Annotated in this window: 24 protein-coding genes and 2 pseudogenes; 11 read left to right on the top strand and 15 right to left on the bottom strand. The window is 36.1% G+C overall.

The window, feature by feature from the left end:
• Nucleotides 1-220 precede the first annotated feature (220 nt).
• Nucleotides 221-1,879: a PucR family transcriptional regulator gene (locus RRV45_RS05765; protein WP_315667830.1), complete on the top strand. Its 1,659-nt coding sequence runs from the start codon at nucleotides 221-223 to the stop codon at nucleotides 1,877-1,879.
• A 77-nt stretch (nucleotides 1,880-1,956) separates the two neighbouring features.
• Here the strand turns inward: RRV45_RS05765 and RRV45_RS05760 are convergent, their stop codons facing one another.
• The 6 genes and pseudogenes from RRV45_RS05760 to RRV45_RS05735 all read right to left on the bottom strand — a co-directional run bounded on the left by RRV45_RS05760 (nucleotide 1,957) and on the right by RRV45_RS05735 (nucleotide 8,775).
• Complete coding sequence (locus tag RRV45_RS05760; RefSeq protein ID WP_315667829.1) at nucleotides 1,957-3,327, bottom strand: uracil/xanthine transporter; 1,371 nt, start codon at nucleotides 3,325-3,327, stop codon at nucleotides 1,957-1,959.
• A 283-nt stretch (nucleotides 3,328-3,610) separates the two neighbouring features.
• Nucleotides 3,611-4,429 (bottom strand): annotated as a pseudogene (locus RRV45_RS05755) (formate/nitrite transporter family protein).
• Between the two features lie 79 nt (nucleotides 4,430-4,508).
• Nucleotides 4,509-4,880 carry a cupin domain-containing protein gene (locus tag RRV45_RS05750; RefSeq protein ID WP_315667828.1) on the bottom strand — a complete coding sequence of 124 codons (372 nt, stop codon included), beginning with the start codon at nucleotides 4,878-4,880 and terminating at the stop codon, nucleotides 4,509-4,511.
• A gap of 50 nt (nucleotides 4,881-4,930) precedes the next feature.
• Nucleotides 4,931-5,914, bottom strand: a pseudogene (locus RRV45_RS05745) (NAD(P)-dependent oxidoreductase).
• Between the two features lie 401 nt (nucleotides 5,915-6,315).
• The gene (gene sstT, locus RRV45_RS05740; protein ID WP_315667826.1) at nucleotides 6,316-7,554 is read right to left on the bottom strand and encodes a serine/threonine transporter SstT; all 1,239 of its coding nucleotides are present in this window, start codon (nucleotides 7,552-7,554) and stop codon (nucleotides 6,316-6,318) included.
• Between the two features lie 714 nt (nucleotides 7,555-8,268).
• Nucleotides 8,269-8,775: a pyridoxamine 5'-phosphate oxidase family protein gene (locus RRV45_RS05735; protein ID WP_315667825.1), complete on the bottom strand. Its 507-nt coding sequence runs from the start codon at nucleotides 8,773-8,775 to the stop codon at nucleotides 8,269-8,271.
• Between the two features lie 256 nt (nucleotides 8,776-9,031).
• On the opposite strand from RRV45_RS05735, the gene RRV45_RS05730 reads away from it, so the two are divergent.
• A complete protein-coding gene (locus RRV45_RS05730; RefSeq protein ID WP_315667824.1) occupies nucleotides 9,032-9,607 on the top strand; it encodes an MFS transporter in 576 nt (191 codons plus the stop codon).
• 86 nt (nucleotides 9,608-9,693) lie between these two features.
• On the opposite strand, the gene RRV45_RS05725 is transcribed toward RRV45_RS05730, so the two are convergent.
• Genes RRV45_RS05725 through RRV45_RS05715 form a run of 3 tightly spaced genes read right to left on the bottom strand, consistent with a single transcriptional unit; the run spans nucleotide 9,694 to nucleotide 10,957 of the window.
• Nucleotides 9,694-10,089: a VOC family protein gene (locus tag RRV45_RS05725; protein WP_315668942.1), complete on the bottom strand. Its 396-nt coding sequence runs from the start codon at nucleotides 10,087-10,089 to the stop codon at nucleotides 9,694-9,696.
• Nucleotides 10,090-10,123: 34 nt separating this feature from the next.
• Nucleotides 10,124-10,495 (bottom strand): VOC family protein, encoded by a 372-nt coding sequence (locus RRV45_RS05720; RefSeq protein WP_315667823.1) that lies wholly within the window; start codon nucleotides 10,493-10,495, stop codon nucleotides 10,124-10,126.
• 39 nt (nucleotides 10,496-10,534) lie between these two features.
• On the bottom strand, nucleotides 10,535-10,957 hold the full coding sequence (locus RRV45_RS05715; RefSeq protein ID WP_315667821.1) for a DUF1801 domain-containing protein: 423 nt from the start codon (nucleotides 10,955-10,957) through the stop codon (nucleotides 10,535-10,537).
• Between the two features lie 430 nt (nucleotides 10,958-11,387).
• On the opposite strand from RRV45_RS05715, the gene uvsE (RRV45_RS05710) reads away from it, so the two are divergent.
• Together uvsE (RRV45_RS05710) and uvsE (RRV45_RS05705) are read left to right on the top strand one after the other, a co-directional pair.
• Nucleotides 11,388-12,341 carry a UV DNA damage repair endonuclease UvsE gene (gene uvsE / locus RRV45_RS05710; protein WP_315667820.1) on the top strand — a complete coding sequence of 318 codons (954 nt, stop codon included), beginning with the start codon at nucleotides 11,388-11,390 and terminating at the stop codon, nucleotides 12,339-12,341.
• Nucleotides 12,342-12,383: 42 nt separating this feature from the next.
• Nucleotides 12,384-13,349, top strand: a complete 966-nt coding sequence (gene uvsE / locus RRV45_RS05705; protein ID WP_315667818.1) for a UV DNA damage repair endonuclease UvsE — start codon at nucleotides 12,384-12,386, stop codon at nucleotides 13,347-13,349.
• A gap of 40 nt (nucleotides 13,350-13,389) precedes the next feature.
• Here uvsE (RRV45_RS05705) and RRV45_RS05700 read toward each other — a convergent pair whose 3' ends face one another.
• A complete protein-coding gene (locus RRV45_RS05700) occupies nucleotides 13,390-13,815 on the bottom strand; it encodes a pyridoxamine 5'-phosphate oxidase family protein (protein WP_315667817.1) in 426 nt (141 codons plus the stop codon).
• A 359-nt stretch (nucleotides 13,816-14,174) separates the two neighbouring features.
• On the opposite strand from RRV45_RS05700, the gene RRV45_RS05695 reads away from it, so the two are divergent.
• Together RRV45_RS05695 and RRV45_RS05690 are read left to right on the top strand one after the other, a co-directional pair.
• Nucleotides 14,175-15,317 carry an IS110 family RNA-guided transposase gene (locus RRV45_RS05695; RefSeq protein ID WP_315668941.1) on the top strand — a complete coding sequence of 381 codons (1,143 nt, stop codon included), beginning with the start codon at nucleotides 14,175-14,177 and terminating at the stop codon, nucleotides 15,315-15,317.
• Between the two features lie 150 nt (nucleotides 15,318-15,467).
• Nucleotides 15,468-15,896, top strand: coding sequence for a ferritin-like domain-containing protein (locus RRV45_RS05690; protein ID WP_315667816.1), 429 nt, complete (start codon nucleotides 15,468-15,470; stop codon nucleotides 15,894-15,896).
• A gap of 51 nt (nucleotides 15,897-15,947) precedes the next feature.
• Here the strand turns inward: RRV45_RS05690 and RRV45_RS05685 are convergent, their stop codons facing one another.
• The gene (locus RRV45_RS05685) at nucleotides 15,948-16,886 is read right to left on the bottom strand and encodes an AEC family transporter (RefSeq protein ID WP_315667815.1); all 939 of its coding nucleotides are present in this window, start codon (nucleotides 16,884-16,886) and stop codon (nucleotides 15,948-15,950) included.
• A 140-nt stretch (nucleotides 16,887-17,026) separates the two neighbouring features.
• Nucleotides 17,027-17,392: a carboxymuconolactone decarboxylase family protein gene (locus RRV45_RS05680; protein WP_315667814.1), complete on the bottom strand. Its 366-nt coding sequence runs from the start codon at nucleotides 17,390-17,392 to the stop codon at nucleotides 17,027-17,029.
• A gap of 157 nt (nucleotides 17,393-17,549) precedes the next feature.
• Between RRV45_RS05680 and RRV45_RS05675 the strand changes: the two genes are divergently transcribed.
• From RRV45_RS05675 to RRV45_RS05665, 3 genes are all read left to right on the top strand, one after another.
• Complete coding sequence (locus RRV45_RS05675) at nucleotides 17,550-17,801, top strand: transcriptional regulator SplA domain-containing protein (protein ID WP_315667813.1); 252 nt, start codon at nucleotides 17,550-17,552, stop codon at nucleotides 17,799-17,801.
• Nucleotides 17,798-18,823, top strand: coding sequence for a spore photoproduct lyase (splB, locus tag RRV45_RS05670; RefSeq protein WP_315667812.1), 1,026 nt, complete (start codon nucleotides 17,798-17,800; stop codon nucleotides 18,821-18,823). Before RRV45_RS05675 ends, splB begins: the two co-directional genes overlap by 4 nt.
• Nucleotides 18,824-18,932: 109 nt before the next feature.
• Nucleotides 18,933-19,106 (top strand): asparagine synthase, encoded by a 174-nt coding sequence (locus RRV45_RS05665; protein WP_315667810.1) that lies wholly within the window; start codon nucleotides 18,933-18,935, stop codon nucleotides 19,104-19,106.
• Between the two features lie 90 nt (nucleotides 19,107-19,196).
• Here RRV45_RS05665 and RRV45_RS05660 read toward each other — a convergent pair whose 3' ends face one another.
• The 3 genes from RRV45_RS05660 to RRV45_RS05650 form a co-directional block, all read right to left on the bottom strand.
• On the bottom strand, nucleotides 19,197-19,667 hold the full coding sequence (locus RRV45_RS05660) for a hypothetical protein (RefSeq protein WP_315667808.1): 471 nt from the start codon (nucleotides 19,665-19,667) through the stop codon (nucleotides 19,197-19,199).
• A gap of 451 nt (nucleotides 19,668-20,118) precedes the next feature.
• Nucleotides 20,119-21,363 (bottom strand): MFS transporter, encoded by a 1,245-nt coding sequence (locus tag RRV45_RS05655; protein ID WP_315667806.1) that lies wholly within the window; start codon nucleotides 21,361-21,363, stop codon nucleotides 20,119-20,121.
• Between the two features lie 399 nt (nucleotides 21,364-21,762).
• Nucleotides 21,763-22,584: an alpha/beta fold hydrolase gene (locus RRV45_RS05650; protein WP_315667805.1), complete on the bottom strand. Its 822-nt coding sequence runs from the start codon at nucleotides 22,582-22,584 to the stop codon at nucleotides 21,763-21,765.
• Between the two features lie 327 nt (nucleotides 22,585-22,911).
• Between RRV45_RS05650 and RRV45_RS05645 the strand changes: the two genes are divergently transcribed.
• A complete protein-coding gene (locus tag RRV45_RS05645) occupies nucleotides 22,912-23,220 on the top strand; it encodes a PadR family transcriptional regulator (RefSeq protein ID WP_315667804.1) in 309 nt (102 codons plus the stop codon).
• Between the two features lie 22 nt (nucleotides 23,221-23,242).
• Nucleotides 23,243-24,436, top strand: coding sequence for a chromate transporter (locus tag RRV45_RS05640; protein WP_315667803.1), 1,194 nt, complete (start codon nucleotides 23,243-23,245; stop codon nucleotides 24,434-24,436).
• The last annotated feature ends 298 nt before the right edge of the window (nucleotides 24,437-24,734 follow it).

Here is a 24,734-nt window from a genome sequence, read left to right as displayed (position 1 = left end):
TCCTCCTAAATTGTAATTCTATACTAAGTTATAACTAAATATAAGAAAATTCAAGCCGCATCCTCTTATGATTTTTTCATTCCCTTAAACACTTTACTAAAATTACTTTAAAAACTATAATTAATTTCATTATCCATTATAAATAATCTACAGCCCCTATTTTGTATAAAATACACAGTTTTTCATTCTTTTTAAAAATTTTTCTATTTTATAGAGGTGCATGATGAAAACAGTTGAGGATTTATTTATTGTAGATGCTTTTCTTGAGGCAAAAGTAATTGCTGGTCATAGGGGACTAAAGCGGAAGGTTACATCCATTGAGATATCTGAAGCACCAGACGTCACACATTTTTTAGCTGAAAATTCATTGTTACTGACTACAGGTTATGCCTTTAAGGATGATCCACGTAATCTTGGTAAGCTCATCAAGCAATTGAGTGAGCATCCTTGCGCCGGCATGGCCATTAAACTAAAAAGATTCATCAATGAAATTCCTGTAGAAGTGGTGGATTTAGCAAATAGATTAGAATTTCCAATTATCCAAATTCCTCCTTCCCTAACAATAGGAAATGTCGCCCATCAAATGTTAAGTTTTTTATGGAATAACAAAATTGAAGAGTTGTTTTACGCCATTCATGTACATAAGAAATTTACCGATATGATGATAAAGGGATATAATCTGCAATCTTTAATTGAAAATCTCGGCTCTTTTTTAAAGTGCCCTGTCCTTTTACTTAATCCACTGGGAGATGTCGTTTCATTTTCTAGGCATTTTCAGGGACAAAAATTGAAGCTTCTGAAAGAAAATGTTGTGGATATATTCAAAAGCAATCTTGAGGAATATAGTGAAAAAAGGATGATTACCATACAAGATCCAAGTTCTGATCATTCCTCTTTGTCACTTAATATCTTTCAGGTAAAAACAAGGCATCCTTATCCTAGCCTGCTTATCATCTTTAATGCTGAAAAATTGCCTTACCCTTCATCACAATTGGCCATTGAACAAGCTTCAACTGTTATTTCCTTCACCCTCTTAAAAAATGAAGCCATCCGGGAAAGCAGTCGATTATTAGAAAATAACTTTTTCGGTTCCCTTGTTGATGGAAACATTTCCTCCAAGGAAGAGGTAATCTATCGGGGAAAACAATATGGATTAATGGAAAAAGCAAACTATATTTGTATTGTTTTTAAAATTGATGAAGAGAACAGGAATGATTTTTCGGAAGAAATTAGTGATGTGAAATATCAATCCTACGATTTCTTATATGATATTTTATATGATCTATTTAATAAATCCATCTCAAAAATTAATAAGGAAAGTATTCTTTTCATGAAGAACGACTACTTTGTTAGTATCATTCAAACGACAAATGATAATCTCATAGCCTCTATTAAGGAAAAACTCGAGGAATTTCAAGAAGATGTTTTTTCAACATTAAAAGTATCCTTATCATTTGGAGTAGGGAACATTGTAAATGATATCTCCTATATTCCCATTACCTATTCTGAGGCTGTGGAGGCATGGAAAAAGGGAGAAGACTTATATCATAAGAAATTTATCAACCTTTATGAAACAAAGCAATTAATGGAGCTGATCCATTTAATTCCGAAAGAAAACTTAAAAAACTTTTATGAAAACACGCTAAGATCGCTTTCTTATCCTAAAACAAAGGATGAAGAAGACTTAACCAATACATTAATTGTTTATTTAGAAAATAATTGCGAGATAACCGTAACAGCAAAGAAATTGTATATCCATCGAAATACTGTTAAATATCGAATTGCAAAATGTGAAGATATTCTAGGGTATTCCGTTCATGAACCACAAAACTCATTGCATTTAAGAATGGCTTTAGTCATGAAGCCGATTTTTACATAGAAAAGAAACAAAAAGGATAGATAAAGCAGTACATACTGCTATCTATCCTTTTTGTTGGTATTAGGAATGCTTCTCCCCTATTTTGATGGGAAATAAGATTCCTTGGGAGAGGTCCCATTGGATTCCAAGCTAACTTTATTTATTTTTACTAAACTTTTCTCGGCACAATCTAATTTAGACCAGTTTATTGTGTTTTCAAGGAAAATGGATAATAAAATCCCCATCAATAAACCGCTGCTAAGAAGAGGACGAATGAACATTGGGATCGATGCAAACATATCAGCAGGAATATTCATAATCGCAATCCCTAATAAAATAGGTGCAGCAATTCGATAAATGGTATTAGTAGTAAAATGTATACTGCGTAAATTTGAAATTGCACCGTTAAATAACTGCAGATAAGCTACAAATAAGACGGCATTTCCCACACTTATTGGGAGAGTTGAAAAGAATTGACTGAGGGAAGGCACGAAACCAAGAAACATAAATACAACGGAACCAATGATCATCGGAGCACGCTCAAAAATTAGCGTTGACTTTAAGAAGCCAAGTGTTGATACATAAGGTGCGTATGGCACCATTCCGAATAAGCCCGATACAATGGAATTGGCCCCTGTCAGCATAATTGACTTCTTATACTGGTTATCGGTCGTTTTTGCATCGACCATCGGTTCAAATCCTTTTATCGCTGCAATCGTATTTGTTGTATTTACTAATCCAGTTATAACAGCCGTAATGATTAAACCTAAGCTTACGGTCGGATGCCCCCATGGAAATAAATGAATAAGGTTGGTGGATTTTACAGCGGCAGATGAACTAGCTGGGAAAAGAAGCTCGTAAAGAATCCAGCCTGTTACGATTCCAATTAATAATGAAAAGCTGCGAATAAATTTAGGTCCCTTTACGTTAATCCAAATAACAAGAATAACAAGAAATATGGACAAACTAGCCGTAGGTATATCAATTTGATCGCCAGTAGAAAGTCCTAGCATTCCCTTTGTAAAGATCCCAATTAATTGTACAGCTAGCAGAAATAATACGGTGCTCATGACAACAGGGGTAAATAAGCGCTTTAGAATATTACCCAGTCCAAGTAACCCAAGGACAACAACGAGGACGCCAGAAATGATGATTCCAATGGCAAGACCTCCCCCAAGCTCACTGACTGATATTCCAGAAGTCGAGGCAGAAGCACTTAAGCTTAACACAGCTCCCCACCATATACCAGATTGACCTTCCATTAAAGGATACTTATGCCCAACTAGTGCTTGGAGAATACATGCAATACCTGTAAAAATGAAAGACCGTTGCAGTGCACTAATCACTTCAATGGAGGATAAATCGAATGCATGGCCGATCGTTATCGGGATAACTACCGTATTGGCCAGCATAAAAAACAACCATTGAATTCCAGCAAGGAAAGTAGCAGCTGACCTATTTTCGTTCATTAAATTTAACCCCATTCTTTTTTGTTTTTACTTTTTCCTACAAAGGATTATTCGTTTGATTAATCCGGTATATCTAATGTACAGGAAAGCATAGTAAACATCATTATTCATTTCATCTAATTTTTTAGTATATTTTTGTCTGTTATAAACAATAATCGTACTGTGGTTATAGTGGAAACCTTCGGTCATGGAAAAAATAAAGGTAGACCTTGCAGCTTTTACTGCATCGATCTACCCATTTGTCATTAATAAAATAAAGTATAAAAAAATTTATTAATCTTCGTTAAACTGCTTCCATTTCTTTCGCTTTTACTACTTGTGGTTGTTTATTTTTAATAGGAGCGGAGAGGAACGTATATACTGCCCCAACAAAAACCCCACCCCCGATGATATTTCCAATCGTGACAGGAATCAGGTTGTGAATGGCACCCATGAATGTAACAGTGTCAGGATGTGGTACTGATATGGCAAGTGAGAATGTCACCATATTGGCAACACTATGTTCAAACCCTGCAGCAACAAATGCGAATACTAAAAACATCATAATAAATATTTTTGCCCCCTCCCCTTTTACATGCATGGGGATCCAGACGGCAAGACAAACTACTAAATTACAAAGAATTCCACGAAAAATTAATTGCCAAGCAGAGGCATCCATTTTATAAGATGCAGTAGACATTAATAATTGGCTATTTTCTGCATTTGAAAATAAGCCGGAATTCATCACAATGAAAGCAAAAAACACGGCACCTATTAGATTTCCTCCATAGCAGGCAAGTCAATTTTGCAGAGTATCTTTAATGGTTGTTTTTTTCCTAAGTGAACTCATCGTAAAATACATCGTGTTACCAGTAAACAATTCCCCTCCGCCGTAAATGATTAACACGAGGGCAATTCCAAAAAAAATAGACGACATAAGTGCGGACATTGGTGATTGAATATCAAAAAAACCTTCACCTAACCGGAACGATACGACAAGGCCAATTCCAACAAAAACACCTGACAAAGCTGCCCTAAGCAAATATTTTACAACCGAATCTTTCAAGATTTGTTTCTTTTTCAAGGCAAGTTCAACTGCTTGGTCTATTGGCTGAAGATCCATCAGAAAAACTCCTTTATTATTTATTAAACAAGCTGAATTACTAAAATGTTTCATTAAGTAAATCAGCTTGCTGCATCATTTATTCTTCAGGTAATACTAAATCCATTGGAATAGGACCCGCAACCCCTATACATATGAAGCGCTCGGTTCCAGTGTTCCGCATTCCATGTTGTTGACCGGGATAGGAAATGATAAGATCTCCTTTAGTGATCTCAACTTCTTCACCTTTTCCAGGATAAAAGGTCCCTGTTCCTTGGATACAAATCCAAAGATCATCTGAAGTGGAATGTGCATGCTTAAAAATTTCTTGGCCAGGTTCTAAGCACCATACAGCCCCAGCTGTTTTATCTGTTTCATAGAAGATTGTCTTTTTCACTTCGTTATGATCAAATTGAGCAAGCTCCTCAAGTTTAAAGAATCGTTTATTTGTTCCCATCGTTGCGCTTGTCATTTTGAAATTCCCCTTTTCAATTATGATAACAACTAAACGCAAAAACTTGGTTAAACAAGAGCTGTATTACTAACTACACCGTTTATTACATAGGAAGGCTGTTCGTTATTTAATACTTTCACGATGTTCTCCGCTGCCATCACTGCCATGGCATCACGCGTTTCATAAGTAGCATTTCCGATATGAGGTGTTAACACAACATTCTTCAATCGTTTTAAACCTTCCCCAATTTCAGGTTCGAATTCGAACACGTCTAGTGCTGCTCCTTCAATTACATTCTCTTCTAAAGCTTTAATAAGTGCCGCTTCGTCTAAAATTGGGCCACGTGCACAATTGATTAAATGGGCTGTTGATTTCATCATTTCAAATTGTCTCGTGCTGAACATATGTTTATTACTTGGATTGTAAGAGCAATTGATCGAAATGAAATCAGATTTTACAACTAATTCGTCAAATGAAACATAAGTCGCATTTAATGCCTTTTCTACTTCCGGGGTTTGCTGTCTTATATTGCTGTATAAAACCTTCATATCAAAAGCAGCTGCTCGTTTTGCCACTGCCTGACCGATTTGTCCAAATCCGATAATACCAATCGTTTTCCCTGTCACTTCACGCCCACGGAAGTAAAGCGGCGCCCAGCCGTTAAAGCCTACTGTGCGGCATACTTCATCACCCTCAGCGATTCTTCTTGCAGAAGCTAATAATAAAGCAATCGTTAAGTCAGCTGTTGCCGCAGTGGACGCAATAGGTGTATTCGTTGCTGGAATTCATTTTTATGCTGCATATTCAAAGTCAATATTATTAAAGCCTGCTCCACAGTTCGCAATAATTTTTAAATTTGGCGCCCTATCAATTACTTCTTTTGAAACAGGTGTAGACAGTAAGCTTAGTAATGCATCTTTATCTTTCAGTCGCTCCTTTAATTCGGCATCTGTAATCAGCTGCTTGCCTTCAAATACTTCAACCTCATGATTGGCAGTTAACATGTCTAAACCTTTTTGTGGAATTTCTCCAGCTACTAAAACTTTTGCCATTATAAGCACCTCTTCAATAATTTTTTGTGTTTCTGCAGATGTATTCTGGGTAAGAATTCATCTAACATTCTATTTGTGAAGAAATTCACAAACTTTGCTAAAAAAATATTCAATTTCATTTTTTAATGTTTCCTATGAAATTAAATTGATGATTTATAGCTATTTGTTATTTGTGAATGTTTTCACATTCTCTTTATGACTTAATTATATCCATCAAGTGTCTACTAGTCATTGTCCATAGTTGATAAACTTATTTATTTTTTTTAGCCAAAACTTATAATAAGCGGATATTTGGCAACGTATCGACATTGTTTAGATAATTAACCGAACGTTTTTACCTATTAATACAGTAAAAAACTGTACCCCAATATTTGGACACATCAGGGTACAGTTTCATCATTTTATGCTACTTTCTTAATATCAATTGTTTTTCCTTCTTTACGCCACTCTTTATATTCAGCAGCTGCTGTGAAAAGCACATCTGTTGATGAATTAAGGGCTGTTTCAATAGAGTCCTGCACAACACCGATGATAAAGCCTACACCAACTACTTGCATAGCCACATCAGCTGGGATTCCAAATAAGCTGCACGCTAGAGGAATCAATAATAAAGATCCTCCCGCAACTCCTGAAGCACCGCAAGCACATACAGCTGCCAAGACGCTAAGGATAATGGCTGTAGGAATATCGACCTGAATCCCAAGTGTGTGAACTGCCGCAAGCGTCAAAACAGTAATCGTCACAGCGGCACCAGCCATATTGATCGTTGCACCTAATGGAATGGATACTGAATAACTATCTTTATTCAAACCAAGATTCTCACATAATTTCATATTAACAGGAATATTTGCAGCTGAGCTGCGTGTAAAGAATGCTGTAATCCCGCTTTCCTTTACGCATTTAAATACAAGTGGATATGGATTTTGCCTAATTAACGCAAACACGATTATTGGATTTACAACAAATGCTACAAAAAGCATACAGCCAACTAATAGGGCAAGTATTTTTCCATAGCCTAGTAAAGCATCTAATCCACTTGTCGTGATGGACTCAAATACTAAGCCCATAATTCCTAGCGGAGCAAGCTTAATGACCCATGTAACCATTTTGGAAACCGCATCAGAAAAATTAGAAATCAATGTTTTAGTTGAATCTGCGGCATTTCTTAAAGCCAAACCAAGTAGAATACCCCAAGCTAAAATTCCGATATAGTTCGCATTAAAAATCGCCTTCACTGGGTTATCCACAATGTTCAGCAGCAAGGTTTTGAGAACCTCAACCACTCCGCTCGGTGGCGTAACTCCTTCAGCACCCTTTACAAGCGTTAAGCTTACAGGGAAAATAAAGCTCACAATAACAGCGATTAAGCCAGCTATAAAAGTTCCTAAAAGATAAAGAATGATAACAGATTTCATATTCGTTTGCTGACCTTTTTTGTGGTGAGCAATAGCCGACATAACCAATAAGAGTACCAACACAGGTGCAATTGCCTTTAACGCACCGACAAACAATGAGCCAAAAATGACAATCGGTTTTGCTGCTTCTGGGATCGTCAAAGCTAGTAATATACCGATAATCAATCCTATGATTATTTGTTTAACTATGCTAAGTTGATTCCACTTCTTTAATAAGCTTTTCATAGATGTTCCTCCTTAGTAGTAAAATTACGATATGATAAATATCGCGTTGTTCATTCCTCAATATTTCCAAAATTATTCCATACGTTAAGGACACTTGTCTTTCTATGAAAAGTATTATACGGTGTTATAAAATATATTACAATACTATTATTTTTATTAACTATATTCATAATTAGGTGATTATTCCGATAATTAGTGAGAGACCTAGTGATTTCTTGGTTTTCAAAATACTATTGTATGTATAGTTATTTTTATGTAAGTTTCGTTGTGGGATTTACGAAATATGAAATGGTTTTATCACTTAGGGACACTCGTTCCTTTATTTATCCTTAAAGGCTGTTTTCCTGGAGGTGATCGGACTCTGATTCCGCTATTGCTTGAAAAGAAGGCTATTTTTTCATATTTTTCATTAATAACGACATCTGTGTCCTATTCATTCGACAAAAGTGGGGATTTTATGGAAATAAGGGATTCTCTGTCCGCAAAATAAATTAGATAGACCTTGCTTTAAGTTCAAACGTTAATTTTCCCACAGAAAAACATTCATGATTCAATCCAGTTTTTAAATGTCGTTGGCTTCATCATTTCTCTGCTCTTGTGATTACCCCGTACATCAAGGATAAGTACTGCTGGACCAACGACAATTTTGTTTTACACAGAAAATGCCTAACCCCCGGTATAATAGCAATACCGCATTTGGGTCAGGCATCCTAGTTAATGACTTAATCCTTCACTTAATTTTCCAGTTATTTTATCAATCTGTACTTCAAATAATTCAGTTTTCGATAGGGCTGGGTAGCCTTTTTCGAAGGTCCATTCTGGGTTTCCGTACTTTTCCATTAATCGGTCATAGAACCATTCTTTTTTCTTATCATCCTCTATATGCTTAATGGTTCCAAATAAAACCACACTTGTGTAGACGAGCGCGGATTGGCATGCAAATTTTTTACCCGGATGGACGTCTCCCATTTCACTTACTTCTATGCAAACTTGCGGGTTATGGGTAATGTTCGTCCAGAAATGACTCTCCCTTAAGTTCCCTATATGAAGATATAGCTGCTTTCCCTCTTCATACACAAAGACAAAGGGAATGACGTATGGAAATCCATCGAGTCCGACCGTTGCTACATGTGCCACCTTCCCCTTTTTCAAAAAGTGATAAGCACTTTCCTCTGGAATTTCACGCTTTTTATTATGTATATTTCCTCTCAATTTCCCCACCCCTATATATTTTTTTCATAACTATTGCTCTTTTTCGTCAACTTTTCCGCGTTTTTTAGATCTCATCGCTTGATGTCCACTGAAACTACTTCATAATTATTCCACCATTATTCCAATAATTCCTCCCATCTTTTGAATAGCACTATTTAGTTTAATTAGCTAAGGCAAGTGTTTAACTGATTTAATAGATTAGAAGATTTTTTTTCGAATTTTGAAGATTATATTTCGACTTTTTTATAGAAGGAATGAATTATTCATGTCAGTAATAAGTCTGGGCTCTCGAAGAGTAAGACCAAATCTGTTAATTGCAGCAGTCGCACTTGGGGTGATCTTAAATCCACTAAATACAACAATCATGATGCTTTCTATTTCAATTTTCGCAGTCATTGTTACGCCAATTGCTACACGCTGGATTGAAAAATCGGGTTATAGAATCCCTTTAATTTCCGGGGTAATCGTAGGTGTATTAGGGGTAATTTTCTTAATGACAATCAATCATAACTCTCCGTTATATTGGATATTCATCACCTTATCGATCATTGGGGTAAGCAATGGAATTTTAAACATTGGTCTACAAACCATTCTGTATTCATTGGTTTCTAGATCTGAAAGCGGCCTTGCCGCAGGATTATTTATGACTTCTAGATTTATAGGCAACATCCTAGCTTCTAGTTTATTTGGAGTTATGTTTGCTACAGGGACCACTGATGGAAATCAGCACTCTATGAAGATTGTTTTATTGATTGTATCTGTTATTTTGCTCCCAGACATGGTTTTTGTTACAAAATATAGATCAGCTCGCGGCGGGGAAACATTTGATGCCGAAATGTAAAAAAAAGCCTGCCTCCAATGCATTTTTTCAATGGGGGCAGGCTTTTAAGCTATGTAAATTCTATGTATCTTTTCTAGTTAATAACCTTATTTGGCATTAACATCAGGCTGATGCAGTCCGAAAATATTGCCCTCTGTATCCAAATAATAGCCTTGCCACGCCATACCTGGCAATGCAAATTTTGGCAATGCGACTTTTCCGCCATTGTTAAGGATTTTAGCTTCCGATTCATCATAATTTTCTACGCCAATTGTACAAACATATGCATTTAAGCCTTGTCCCGCTTCGGGTGAAGCACTTTGCCGCTGCATTAAAGCACCATTGATTCCGGGTTCACCTTCATTTCCAGTGACTACCCCAAAGTAAGGCATTCCAGCATATTCGCTCCAGTCTTGAAATGTCCAGCCAAATACCTCACCATAAAAAGATTTTGCCACTTCCATATTATTTACATGAATCTCGATATGAACGACTCTTCCCATCATAAACCTCCTAGTATATTCAAAAGATTATTTTCTACCTATGCTGATCAACAAGGATTAGATTACCATCCGGATCCTTAATCATAAAGCTGCTTGGGCCTTCAGTTTCTAAATTGGCTTCCGTAATAAAGTCTATACCCTTTTCTTTAAGTTCCTCTTGCAATACCCTTACATCCTTAAAAGGATTTACCTCTTCAGCGTTTTCGTCCCACCCAGGATTAAAGGTTAATATATTCTTTTCAAACATGCCTTGAAACAGGCCAATTATACAGTCTTCATTTTTCATGATTAACCAATTTTGATCGATATTTCCACCAAAATCAGTAAACCCCAGTTTCTCATAAAATGCTTTTGAAGCATGAATATCCTTTACCGTCAAACTAACAGAAAATGCTCCAATACTCATATTTTTTCTCCCTTTCACCAACTTGGCTTTATTTTAAAATCATTTTTCAGGGTATTTATTCTCTAAATAGCTAACAGATTGTTTTATTAGCTCCTTTAATATTTGTACATCTATATCATCTAGTTTATTGATATAAACACAAGCTTTACCTGTTGTATGCTTCCCAAAACTCTCTAGTAGCTTTTCTCGTTCTTTTTCACTCATATTAAAATAAAGACTGAATTTTGCTTTGCGAGGCGAAAAGCCAACAAGCGGTGCATCCCCTTCGTGCCCAGATTCATATTTATAATGGTAAGAACCGAACCCAATAATACTTGGCCCCCACATCTTGGCCTGAAAACCTGTCACTTCTGTGAAGATATCCAATAAGTCATATGCATCTTTCCGCTTTTTGGTGTTTTCGACTTTTTCGATAAATTCAATGACGCTGCCATCAGTTTCTTTCGTCTTAAGTTCATACATTTTTTGCTATCCTCTCCTTTCATTATCTTCAGCTTCATTTATTTACCATCTTTATCTAAACTATACTGAATATTGAAGACACTAGCAATGAAGAGTGCGTTTCGCAAACAAATGACCGGTTCGTAAATGAATAGCGCAGGTTCGCAAACACCCCTGTAGTTTCGCAAACAAACCCTGTCGGTTCACAAATATACTCCATAGTTTCGCAAACAAACCCTGTCGGTTTGCAAATATACTCCATAGTTTCGCAAACAAACCCTGTCGGTTCGCAAATATACTCCATAGTTTCGCAAACAAACCCTGTCGGTTCACAATTAAAACTCTAGAAAAGCTATAACGTCTCATAATCTGTATACAGAAATAGATTATTGCAGAAAATAAATTACGATTTGTGCTCTTATAAATAACCTTATTCAAGGGGAAAAAACAGATGAAGATTCGTTTCGGCTATGTAGCAAATGCATTGGGCTTATGGGATGCAAGTCCGTCAAAAACTGTAACTTTCGCACGCTATTCAACTCTTCCAAAAGATGAGCGAATGGAAAAGCTGAAATCAGTAACAGCACAAAATTTACAGCACACGAAAAGAATTTTGCATTATAATATTGCGCATGAAATCGAATGTTATCGGTTTTCCAGCTCACTTGTCCCTTTAGCAACCCATCCGGAAGTGATGTGGGATTTCATTACCCCATACAAAAATGAATGGGAAGAACTTGGAAAACTAGTTCAGCAATTTAAGCTTAGAGTAAGCTTTCACCCAAATCAATTTACACTTTTCACAAGCCCAAGAGAAGAAGTGACAATGAATGCAGTTAAAGATATGGACTATCATTTTAAGATGCTGGGAGCCATGAATGCTCTCGAAACCGGATTAATTAATATTCATATTGGCGGAGCCTACGGGGATAAAAATAAATCATTAAACCAATTCCATCAGAATCTAAAAAAATTGCCAGAAAAGATTAAGAAGCATATGACGCTAGAGAACGATGATAAAACGTATAATGTTCCGGAAACACTCACTACTTGTGAAAAGGAAAACATTCCAATGGTACTCGATTATCATCACTATATGGCGAATAATGAGGAGAGTGACCTCCCTCTTTATCTACCCCGTATATTTAACACTTGGAAAAACTTTAATATTGTACCTAAAGTCCACATTTCTTCCCCAAAGTCTGATCAAGCCTATCGTTCCCATGCTGATTTTGTTTCTCTTGATTTTGTCCTTCCCTTCTTAAAGATGGCCAAGGAGCTAAATCAAGACTTTGACATAATGATAGAAGCAAAACAAAAGAACCTTGCTATGCATAGACTTGTTGAAGAAATAGCTGCCATTCGAGGTATCAAACGTATTTCAGGTGCAGCGGTGGAATGGTAATCGTGGAGAATAGAATGACATATTTTTGATGAGGTGGAATGAATGACGATTGTACGTCTAGGCTATGTCGCAATGAGTATGGAACTTAAAAATGCATCCCCTTCGCAAACAATGACTTTCGCCCAATTCCAGAAAATTGATGATCGGGAAGCGGCCATTCGGAAATTAGAACGTATTGCACTATCGAATTTGCACAATACACTAAGACTGTTAAAACATAATGCAGCGTCAGATATTCATTTTTATCGATTAACCTCTCGCCTTATTCCTTTAGCCAACCATGAAGAGCTTCTTGATTGGAATTATATAAAACCGTTAAAAGAACCGCTTCGTGAGATTGGGGATTTTGCAAAAACACATAATATAAGAATTGATTTTCATCCAGACCACTTTGTTCTCATCAATTCTAAAAAGAAGGACATCTTGAAAAATTCAATAAGCACCTTAAAGCTGCATTACTTATTATTAAAGGCGATGGGGATTGACCCGACTCATCGCTGTGTCATGCATGTTGGCGGTAATTATAAAGAAACCGACATGTCACTTGAACGTTTTGTCGATAATTGGATGGACGTCCCAAAAAAGATTCAAAAAATGATTATGCTTGAAAATGATGATACTTCTTTTACCTTAGAGGACACACTTTACTTATGTGAAAAACTGAATATCCCGCTAGTTTTCGATTATCATCACCATCTTGCCTATCACCAAGATCCAAATTGGGAAACCAACTGGGATAGAGTTGTGGGGACTTGGAGAGATTCCCCGCTCCCAATAAAAATGCATATATCAAGTCCAAAGAGTGCTAAAGCATTTCGCCATCACTCAGATTATGTTGATATCGATATGTTTTTTAGATTCCTTAACGTAATACGAGGCAGTGTTCCGCAAATTGATTGTATGATTGAGGCTAAGAGGAAAGATGAGGCGCTTTTTAAATTAATGGATGTGGTAAAAACAAGGAAAGATGTTGAAATTATTGACGGCTCTTCTTTCTCTTTAAAATGATCGAAAGAAGAGCCAATTTATGGAGTCAGACTCAGTTTCCTCAATTACCTAAAGTAAGTTCTTGAGGCGGCTCACCATCCATATTTAATAAACGAACAGTTTCAGGCTGCACCTGTAGAAACACGTAATTTGGATCTTCTGGACTGTCAAACCATTTTTTATATGATTCATCCCAATATTGGTTTTTCAATTTTTGTGAATCATTAATGGCAGCTGTCCCAGTAATTTCAACATAGGCATCACTTTGCCCATTCTTTTCATAACCTAATAACACCGAAACAGCAGGATTTTTTTCTATTTCCTCTACTTTCTCAGTATCCTTTTTTGTTGGTGTATATAACGTTAAATGGTTATTATAAAACGTCATATATCGTGAATGGGGCTTATTATTTTCAACTGATGACAAGATACCTGTTCTATGATCAGATATAATTTTTAGCACTTTTTCCTTTAAATCTTTACTCATTAATTGGTACTCCTTTTTTATGTCTTTTGAATTTCCTTCTTATCATTTCCAAAAACAAAAATTTCACAAGGGGGATAACCTGCAATTTATAGAAGAAAATATACAAAAACTAACATGATTAAATTTTACTCCCAACCCAGGCATGAAAATGTTTAAACCCCGTCCATACTGATAGATGACATAAGCAGGTTCAGTGCGTGTCTTTTTTTGGTGACCTCGATCCTGTAACAAAAACTGCTTGAATGAGTTTGGAGTTCAACCCTTTGTGAGCACCTGCAATCGGGTGACTACGGACAGAAAAATACTTATTGTCAAACTCGTTCCCTGTTTATGATCTTGTTTAAGAATAGGTGGTTATGATGGAAGTATTGTTGGAACGTTGTGCAGGTTTAGATGTTCATGCGGAAAGTATTGTTGTTTGTGTACTTAAAGGGAACGATGATAACGAGTTAACAACTGAGATTGAGACTTTCCCTACCTTTACAAAAGATTTATTTCGTCTCTTAAAATGGCTAGAAGAAAAACAAGTTACACACCTTGCGATGGAAAGTACAGGTGTTTATTGGAAGCCAGTGTTTAATATTCTGGAAGACTTTTTTGATATCACCTTAGCTAACGCCCAAAGGATTAAGAACGTCCCTGGTCGTAAGACCGATGTAAGTGATGCAGAATGGATAGCCAAGTTGTTAAGGGTAGGTTTGATAGAAAAAAGTTTTATTCCACCCTCAGACATACGTGAGCTTCGGGATCTTACTCGACTTCGAAAAAAGTGGATAGGACATATCACTTCTGAAAAGAACCGTATTCAAAAAACTTTTGAGAGTTCGAATATTAAGCTAAGTTCCGTCATCTCCGATGTCTTTGGAGTGTCTGGCCGAAAGTTGCTTGCACGTCTTCTAGAAAAAGGCTATATAGATGAGGAAGAAGTAGAATCCTCTATTCATGGACGGATGCAACACAAAAAACAAAGTATTTCCGATTCCTTATTTGGAACGATTAACAATCATCAACTTTTTTTAATCAGACAGTCTTGGAAGCATATTGAATACTTGGAGTCTCTGACCGATGAAATTGACCAAAAAATTGACCAGATACTTAAAAGCTACCAAGAGGAAGTAGCTATCCTAACGTCTATACCAGGTATAAGTAAAAATACCGCTTCGGTAATTATCGCAGAAATCGGGGTAGATATGCGCCAGTTTCCTTCATCTGAGCACCTTGCTTCTTGGGCAGGATTATCCCCAGGAAATCACGAGAGTGCAGGAAAGAGAAAGAGTACACGTACAACTAAAGGGAATCCTCATATTAAATCTGCTTTATGTGAAGCTGCTTGGGCTGCATCGAGAAGTAGAAATAAATGGTTCGCACTAAAATATTGGTCTACTGCAGCAAGAAGAGGAAAGAAAAAAGCACTCGTAGCCACAGGCCATCGAATGCTTCGTACGATTTACTCTATGTTAATCAACAAAGAGCTATATAAAGAACCGCTACAAACTAGTTAGTATAGCCAAGTCCACAATAATATATACGAGATACCTCTCCACAAGGTAGCTCAGCTTTCTTATTGTAAAATTTAGGATGACCACTCAAGTAATGATCTATACCTACTAACAGATAAAAGATTATTTTCACAGAAAAAGGAGTGAATACAAATGGAAGTTAACAATGTAATAGATACATTAAATAAATTTCTGAAGGGTCAATACATGGGGATCCATGCTTATGAGCACCATATACAAAAATTAAAAGACCCTTACATAAAAAGTGAATTTCAAAGAATTCAACAAGATCATAAGAACCATGCCCTTAAAGTTGCGGAAAGAATTCAAAACCTCGGAGGTACGCCAGTAGATGATGAAGGGGTTATTGGTTCTATTCAAGGCTTTATTAGTCAATTTAAGATTCCTGATACTTCTTCAGGTATTATCGAAAGTGCTTTAACAGGAGAAGATTATTATGGGATTCAAATATCTGAAGAAATTGTAAAAGGGGATCTAGACCTAGAAAGCCGCCAATTGATTGAGGAAGTGCTAGACAAAGATAGGCAGCATGTAGATTTTTTAAATCGTCTTTTGCAATAATTTTATAACTGTTTTTAGATTCCCATTCTACTATCGTGCTTTTATCATATTTTAATGAGTTAAAAGATCTACAACTAAATATAGAAACGGAATGGTCATTATACATAACAATGTGGTTAGCAAAACACCTAAAGACGCAAAAAAAGCGTCAGCGCCATATTTTTGTGCATAAAGGGAAATTGTTGGTGCGGAGGGCATTCCAGACACAATAACAGCGATCAGCAGCAATGAAGTTGGTACGGACAAAGCAGCAAATGGGATTAACAGTAAGGGGATCAATAGAAGTTTTGCTATCGCCATTTTCCACAGTGAGCTATTTTTCAACGCGGAAACAAGGGACATGTATTTAACATTAGCGATTAAACTTCCTATTATGATCATGGATAGAGGAATTGTCATCTTTCCTACCATTTCAAGACCATTCGAAACCATTCTTGGCCAGCCTATCGGCAATAAAAAAATAGCTAATCCTGCTATTGTGGATAGAATCCCCGGATTCAAGAATATATTTTTCCATCCCATAACATTATTATTTTTGCTAAAAAGGTATATGCCATACGACCAAATAAGTAATAAATAACATAAATTAAACATCGTTAAGTAAATAATTCCTTCGTTTCCAAAAACAATAAAAATGACTGCGTAACCGATAAATCCTTGGTTTCCAAAAATGATCAATCCTTCGTACACACTTTTTTGTTTTTCCAGAAGTTGAGAACGCCTTCTCATCCAAAAGGCTAGAAGACTGGATAATCCAAGTATATAAACAGACATAGCGATGAGCGTCAAAAATTCTTTGACTAACGTATAAGAAAATGAGATATCTAATGAAAATAAAATCAAGGCTGGTAATGTAATGTAAAGAATCAATTGTGTTAACACATCATTTGCATTTTCATTCAGGATTCCGCTTTTACTAGCGATAAAACCCAAAATGGCAATTCCATAAAGCGTTAACAATTCATGTAAAAAGACCCCTATTGAATCCATGACTTCCCCTCCTGAATTATGGTATGAACAAAATGCCTAGAAGGTTATTCAAATATAAATACCTATATACAACAAAAAAGATGAAACCTTTACGATTTCACCTAAAATTTATCAAAATCGTTATCTGTCATTTAACACTTTTACTGTTTCAAATGACTCATCTCATTTATACATTCCTGAACAAGAGTAACCCCTTGACTCATGGAAGCTCCCCCACCAAATGCCGCCGTCACACCTACAGCTTCAAGAATTTCCTGCTCTGAGCATCCCTGATCAAGACATCCTTTTGTGTGATAGATGATACAATACTCATCCTGAGCATGAATACTTATTCCTAATGCGATTAACTGTTTTTGTTTTTGAGTTAATGCTCCTTCTTTAAAACACTCTTCAGTAAACGAATTAAACTGTCTGACAAATTCAGGCATTTTTTCGGCAAACATTCCAAGCCCTTCTTTATAATGGATAAGTGCAGCTTCAGTAGAGTTTCTAGAATTCATTTCCAAGTTACATCCAACTCCTTCATATTGTATAAATCAAAATTATTATGAGCCAAATATAAATTTATTACTCCATGTTCATCCCTTTCCATAATTAAGAAATCATAATTTTTCAGAATGAATGGCAGAATCATAATAGGACTAATAAAACGAAGGTGATGGAATGGAAAATCAAAATTATCAGGCCGGAGATATTGTCTATGTTTTTTATCGTAACCCCCATACCCAAGATGTAGCTAATATTCAAGTAGCAGCAGTTGTTAATAACCCTGAAAAAGCGGATGAATTAGCTTTGTTTTTATATGAAACTTATTATCCGCTCTCCAATGAAATGGCTGTTTATACTACAGAAGAAGAAGCAAACCAAGCCTATCATTATTATTATGGATATGATTCAGAAGGGATATTGGAATGAAACCATTTACACCCAAACTTGTTTATTTTGAGCCTGATGCATTAGATTATCCTTTAGGAAAAGAACTATATGAGAAATTTAATAAGACAGATATCGAGATAAGGCATACCACTTCCCACAATCAAGTAAGAAATCTCCCCGGTGATAACGAATTTCAAAGATACCGGGTAGCCAAGTCTACACTAGTAGTTGGGATTAGAAAAACGCTTAAATTTGACACCTCGAAGCCTTCAGCAGAGTATGCCATTCCTTTTGCTACAGGCTGCATGGGTCATTGTCATTATTGCTACTTACAAACGACGATGGGAAGTAAGCCGTATATCCGTACATATGTCAATGTAGAGGAAATTCTTGAGGCTGCCGACAAATATATGGAGGAGCGTGCTCCAGAAATTACAAGATTTGAAGCATCTTGTACATCCGATATTGTAGGGATTGATCATTTAACCCATACTCTTAAAAGAGCCATTGAGCATTTTGGAAAATCAGAATACGGCAAATTAAGATTTGTTACAAAATTTCACCATGTAGATCACTTACTTGATGCTAAACATAACGGAAAAACAAGATTTCGTTTTAGTGTGAATGCAGATTATATCATTAAAAACTTTGAGCCCGGGACTTCACCCTTAGAAAAAAGAATTGAAGCTGCCGGAAAAGTTGCAAGAGCTGGATATCCACTTGGATTTATAGTAGCACCTATCTATCTTCATGAAGGATGGGAGGATGGATACTTTCATATGTTTGAGCGTTTAGATGCTGAATTGCCTCCTGAAGCAAAGAAAGACCTTACCTTTGAATTTATCCAGCATCGTTTTACAAAGCCGGCAAAAAGAGTAATTGAAAAAAACTACCCGATGACAAAATTAGAATTAGATGAAGAAAAACGTAGATATAAATGGGGAAAATATGGAATAGGTAAATATATTTATCAAAAAGAAGAAGAAGAGGATATTAAAAAACATCTTTACACTTATATGGAGAAGTTTTTCCCCGAAGCAAAATTAGAGTATTTTACCTAAAAAGAAGTTGCCTCCCTAAGGCATTGTAGATAGCATATTAATACCTATATAGGCAACAATAATGGTGGTGATCAAACACCAACTAAATGCGATGTAGGGGGATATTACTATGAATATTCGTGAAGGAATCATTCCAACTGCATTAGGTACAGCTGTTACTGCTGCCGGTTACGCTTTAAAACAAAAACGAGGTTCGAATAAGATGATTGCAAATACCGTTTTTGGTTTTGGCTTAGCACACGTAGTATTAGGAGTAATAGACCTTGCCCAGCATCGTCGTTAGATTTTATGGAGGCTGAGCTAGAGCGTTAGCTCACCTCCTTGTATAGTATTTTTTTAAACAACTGAATAAAGGTGCCTTAGCTCGTGTTTCTTAAAAATTATTTTGAAGATATTTGTCCACATATAAGGGATCCAACACTCTTGTTAGCATGGCCTCAATCGCAATCGCTTCATATTCATTTTCTATGTTGTATACAAATATGCTAATTTCTCCAAAATTTGTTCTAAATAAATTCATTAAATTCTCGTGTCTCTTTCTTTTGGGTACGTAATCCTCAATACAGGCTTTTTCACTGTAACTTTTTATTCTTTCCAAAATGCCTTTACCTTTATTAACTCCTTTTCCAATATATAAAATTTCAGATTTACTATTTACATATATGTATAAACCTTTATTAAATCCGAATTCCTTCAATTTTCTACCAATTTCTTTATTATGTACTTTCAACTCTTCCCTAGTTTTAAATTTGTACTCTGTTGTTATTTTTTTCCACTTCTCATTTTCTTTGAATGGTAATATTTTATGTAAATATAAAAATTCATTAAAAGCTTTTAATTCCATAATTATCACTCCTTTAAAACTAACCTACACTTTTTTACGCATCCTTTCTATACTAATGTTAAATGCCTACAAACATTGTATAATTACCCAAAAAAGGGATGCAAAATATGGCTACTTATAAACAAATTCAAGAATTTGTTAAAGAAACCTATGGGTATTCTGCAAAATCATGCTGGATTGCACACATGAAAGAAGTTTGTAGACTTCACCCAAAAGTGTCTGCTAGGAGATATTCTCAAAGCTCTAGGGTACATCCCTGCCCAGAATCCAAACAAAATGATATAAGAGAAGTATTTAAACATTTCAATATGATTTAGTCATCCAGTTGAATAATAGAATAATTTATTATTAAAATTTACAAAGGGTGTTGATTAGTGGAAGTTGCTAAAATGCATTTAATATAGAAAAAGGAACAAACCCTATTGGATCGTTCCTTTTTCCCTGTTTCAAATTATGATTCTTTCAGTGCAGGTTTCCCCGCTTCAATTAATACTTTGTTTCGGCCTAAAAGAATCGCCAGGATGATAATGAATACACCGGTTCCTATTAACAGCCATTCTATTTTGATTATATCTGCGATTGGACCGAATATTAGCATTCCAAGCGGCATCATCGAGGTTGAAATCATCCCCATTACGCCAAAAACTCTGCCTAAATAATCTTCATCGATTTTCTCCTGTAACAAAACGGTTGCTGGTGTATTAAAAATAGGCATGGCGATTCCGAATATGGCCATGAAAACTAAGTAAATCCAAAATACCGGAACGATGCCAAGCGCAAATGTACAGACTCCCATAATCACACTTGCGAATCCCAACGTTTTCATTTTATTTGGAAAGCCTCCCCATGAAGCAATGATTCCTCCACCCACCATCATGCCAATGGAAAAGGCAATTTCAATTGCGGTTAGCCGCCATACATCACCACCAAAGCTGCGTGTAACTTGTAGTGGAGTCAAGAATGCTGCAGGTGCCATTAATACAAAGAAGACGGCAAAGAACATGAAGAACTTCTTTAGAAACGCATGGTTATTTACATATTGTAACCCTAGTTTAAAGTCGCTAAAGTAGCTTGTTGTTTGTTTTTCCGCTGCCTTCTCATGTACAGAGATTTTTAAAAAGGCAAGTAGTGTCACAATCGCAATTGCTGCCGTAATGACATCGATAAAAAATATGATTTCAATCGAAGTCATTGCTAGTAGAGCGGCACTGACCATTGGAGATATGAACATAATAACAGCTTGAATACTTCCATTTGCTCCGTTTACTTTAGTCAGCTTATCTTTTGGAACTATTTGCGGCAAAATGGCTCCTACAGCAGGTGTTTGTATTCCTGTACCAAAAGCCCGAACGGCAGCCATCACAAATAGCAGCCAAATCGAATCAAATCCCATTAAAAAGAGAGTAGCCAGAATGAGTGTAGCCAATGCGATGAGTCCATCCGCTAAAATAATTAATATTTTTCGGTTGTAGCGATCTGCCCAAACCCCAGCTACTGGAGATAAAAGAAAGGTCGGAATAAAACCGCAAATGATATACAGAGTCATCATCACACCAGATTCCGTCTCTAGCGTTATATACCACATGATTGCGTATTGAACCAAGGACGATCCAAAAAGCGAGATAGTCTGGCTGCTTAAAAAGAGAATAATATTCTTTAGCCAATTCTCCTTGATATCATTATTTATTGTGTTCATTGATTAACAACCCATTTCTATAATATTTATTTAAAATGCTCCCTACATTCACAAGCCCGTACCGATCTTTTTATTTTTAAAGACAACAAAAAAAGAGGGAGACTTATCCCTCTTTTAAAATAACCGTTAAATATAGGTTTTCCTAAAAATAGACAGACCAATCCCGTTGCTCTGAACATAGGCAGAGCCTTCAATCGTATTCAATTAACGAATGAAAAATGGGAATCTTAATCTCATTGATGCTGTCAAAAGGAAAACCTCCATTTCTAAAAAGTTGATACCATTATAACAAAAGTACCCCATTAACACAATTCAATCAAGAAATAAGTGGGAGTACAAGCAAACTCGAGCAATTTCTCAATTGCTTTTTAACATTCGATAAACTTCGGGAAGCATTAATTATTTCTTTTTTATAAAATTGTTAACAATCTCATTGAACTTTTTACTATGCTCCCAAAACATCATGTGTCCACCAAGAACTTCTGTTTGTGTTTCCGGTGTCATTCGTTCTATATAACTAACTGCAGCATCAGCCCAATGCTCCGCTACAACGGCTAATGTAGGAACAGTCTGGCTTGCTTTTCTTGCTTCATCTCGATAATCAGAAAACATGCCTGAAGCAAACAAATTGCCTGCAATATAATAGGGAGTTTTTAAAGACTGCTCAACCAGCCAGGTTAATTCCTCTTCCTCAAGTTCTCTTTGCACCATTACTTGAGTTATGTAACTTGAAATGAACTCCCTTTGTCCGCTTGAATTTCGTAAATAAGAATTATAGATTGCTGAAATATCATCTAGTGGCCCTTCAACCCAATCATCAGCTTCCGTAGATAAAGACTTAGGCGGCATGTCGACAAGGATTAAGGATTTGATATTATCCAAACCATTTTGCTTTATATACTCCCAAACTGTTAAACAACCAAAAGACCACCCTAAAAGAGTAGCATTTCTAACATCTAACGACCGAAGTACCGAATGTAAATCCGATCCATGGGTGACATAATCATTTCCATGAATGACCATTGTCGATCTGCCATGGCTCCTTGGATCAACAACAATCACTCGATTTGTTTTTGAGAAATATTCTACCTGTTTAGAAAAAACTTCCGTTGTAAATGTAAACCCGGGGATAAACACGATAGGTTCTCCGCTGCCAGCTTCTTGTACAAACAACTCAACTCCAGAATCAACTTCAATGTATTTTCCAGTTAAAAAGGACATACGCTTTCCTCACTCCTAGTTTTTATCTACTATATTCTCACCTAGGACGCTTAATTCCATTTATTCATTCCAAAAGGATCTGCCTTATTAACTTAAGTAAATTAGACTTTATATTTGTCGTTCGTTTAATTAAATGATCCTATTCAAAAAGACGCGTTCCTCTTTAAACACGCCCGATTGCAGAATACGAAAAAAATTTCTACATGACACAAATGTAAAGATTATGTAAATGATCAATTATTACATTGAAATTAAAAATAGTATATTATATACTTCCGATATCGAAATACGATATTGAACCCCGATATTTATAATGGAGGTGATGGTATGGAAGATAAAGTATTACGTAAGTTATTTCTTGGCTTTATTCATATACACATTTTACACCATGCTAAGGAACACCCTATTTTTGGTGCATGGATGCTCGAAGAACTTAAAGAGCACGGTTATGATATCAGCTCGGGTACTCTCTACCCTATCCTGCACCATATGGAGGAGGATGGACTTTTAGTAAGAGAAAATAGAAATGTAGAAGGGAAAATCAGAAAATATTATACCACCACTGAAAAAGGGAATACGGTGCTTGATGAGGCAAGAAAAAAAGCATACGAGCTATTTAAAGAAATCAAAGATTAAAAAGAATTGAAGGTGACAACAAATGAAACAGAATCATAAAAAAAGTAATATTAAGACTCTTTTAGAAATCCTCCTCGTTTCAACTAGGCTTGGGTTAACCTCATTTGGGGGACCCGTTGCCCACCTAGGCTACTTTCATAATGAGTACATCCAAAGAAAAAAATGGATGGATGAAAAAAGTTACGCTGATTTAGTTGCTTTATGTCAGTTCTTACCTGGTCCGGCAAGTAGTCAAGTAGGAATTGGAATCGGGGTAATGCGAGCAGGAGTACTAGGTGGAATTGTATCATTTCTTGGTTTTACCATGCCCTCTGTAATTGCTCTAATTATATTTGCCTTAATCTTGCAGGGACTAGAGTATGGTGATGCCGGTTGGATTCACGGATTAAAAATAGTAGCCGTAGCCGTTGTAGGACACGCCATATTAGGGATGGCACAAAAACTAACCCCTGATTTAAAACGAAAATCTCTAGCCTTGTTTGCCTTGGTCGTTACGCTTTTATGGCAGACAGCATTCACTCAGGTTGGTGTCATAGTCATTTCAGCAATTATTGGATTTATTCTTTATAGACAACATACTGAAAGTGATGACTCAAGAATACATTTTCCTATATCTCGTGGATTTGCCCTTATCTGTTTATCTTTGTTTTTTGGTTTACTTTTCCTTTTACCTATATTGAGAGAAATAACCTCTTTAAGTTGGATTGCAATGTTCGATAGCTTTTACCGCTCAGGTTCTTTAGTTTTTGGTGGGGGGCATGTCGTTTTACCTTTACTTGAACGTGAATTTGTACCGACTGGATGGTTAAGCGAAGAAGCATTCTTAGCTGGTTACGGTGCTGCACAAGCTGTACCGGGTCCTCTATTTACATTTGCTGCATATCTAGGTGCAGTTATGGATGGGTGGCAAGGAGGATTACTTGCAACGATAGCAATTTTCTTGCCTGCGTTCCTGCTTATCTTAGGTACATTGCCTTTTTGGGATTCTTTACGTCGCAACCCAAAAATAGAAGGAGCATTAATGGGTGTGAATGCAGCAGTTGTTGGGATTTTAATTTCGGCATTTTATCAACCTATTTGGACCAGTTCCATATTAGCTCCAATTGATTTTGCTTTTGCTGCGATTTTATTTAGTATGTTAGTGTATTGGAAATTACCTCCTTGGATTATTGTGGTGACTGGAGCAATTGGTGGCTCACTTATGACATTCATTTAAATGATTATATTTATCAGCGAAAAGACTAACGGGTTGTTGGTCTTTTCTTATTTCTAATTTTATTCATTTTAAATTGGCATTCCTCAAGAATCAGGTCCTAAAATAGAAAATAAGTGCTGATCCTTATAGGAATGCGCCCTTGAATGGAATAATTAAATATGCACTTAATCATAAAATCAATTATTTCTTCTTTCACTAAAGCTTGTTACTTTAATAAAAATTAAAGTCTAATGTTAAAAAAGTATAAACATTGCCAAATGGCAAGACCTAAAAAGAGGAGTGTTATTATCAAGGTGAA

It is taken from the genome of Bacillus sp. DTU_2020_1000418_1_SI_GHA_SEK_038, from assembly GCF_032341175.1.
Lineage (GTDB): Bacteria > Bacillota > Bacilli > Bacillales > Cytobacillaceae > Cytobacillus.
This window is presented reverse-complemented; position numbering and strand designations above follow the sequence as displayed.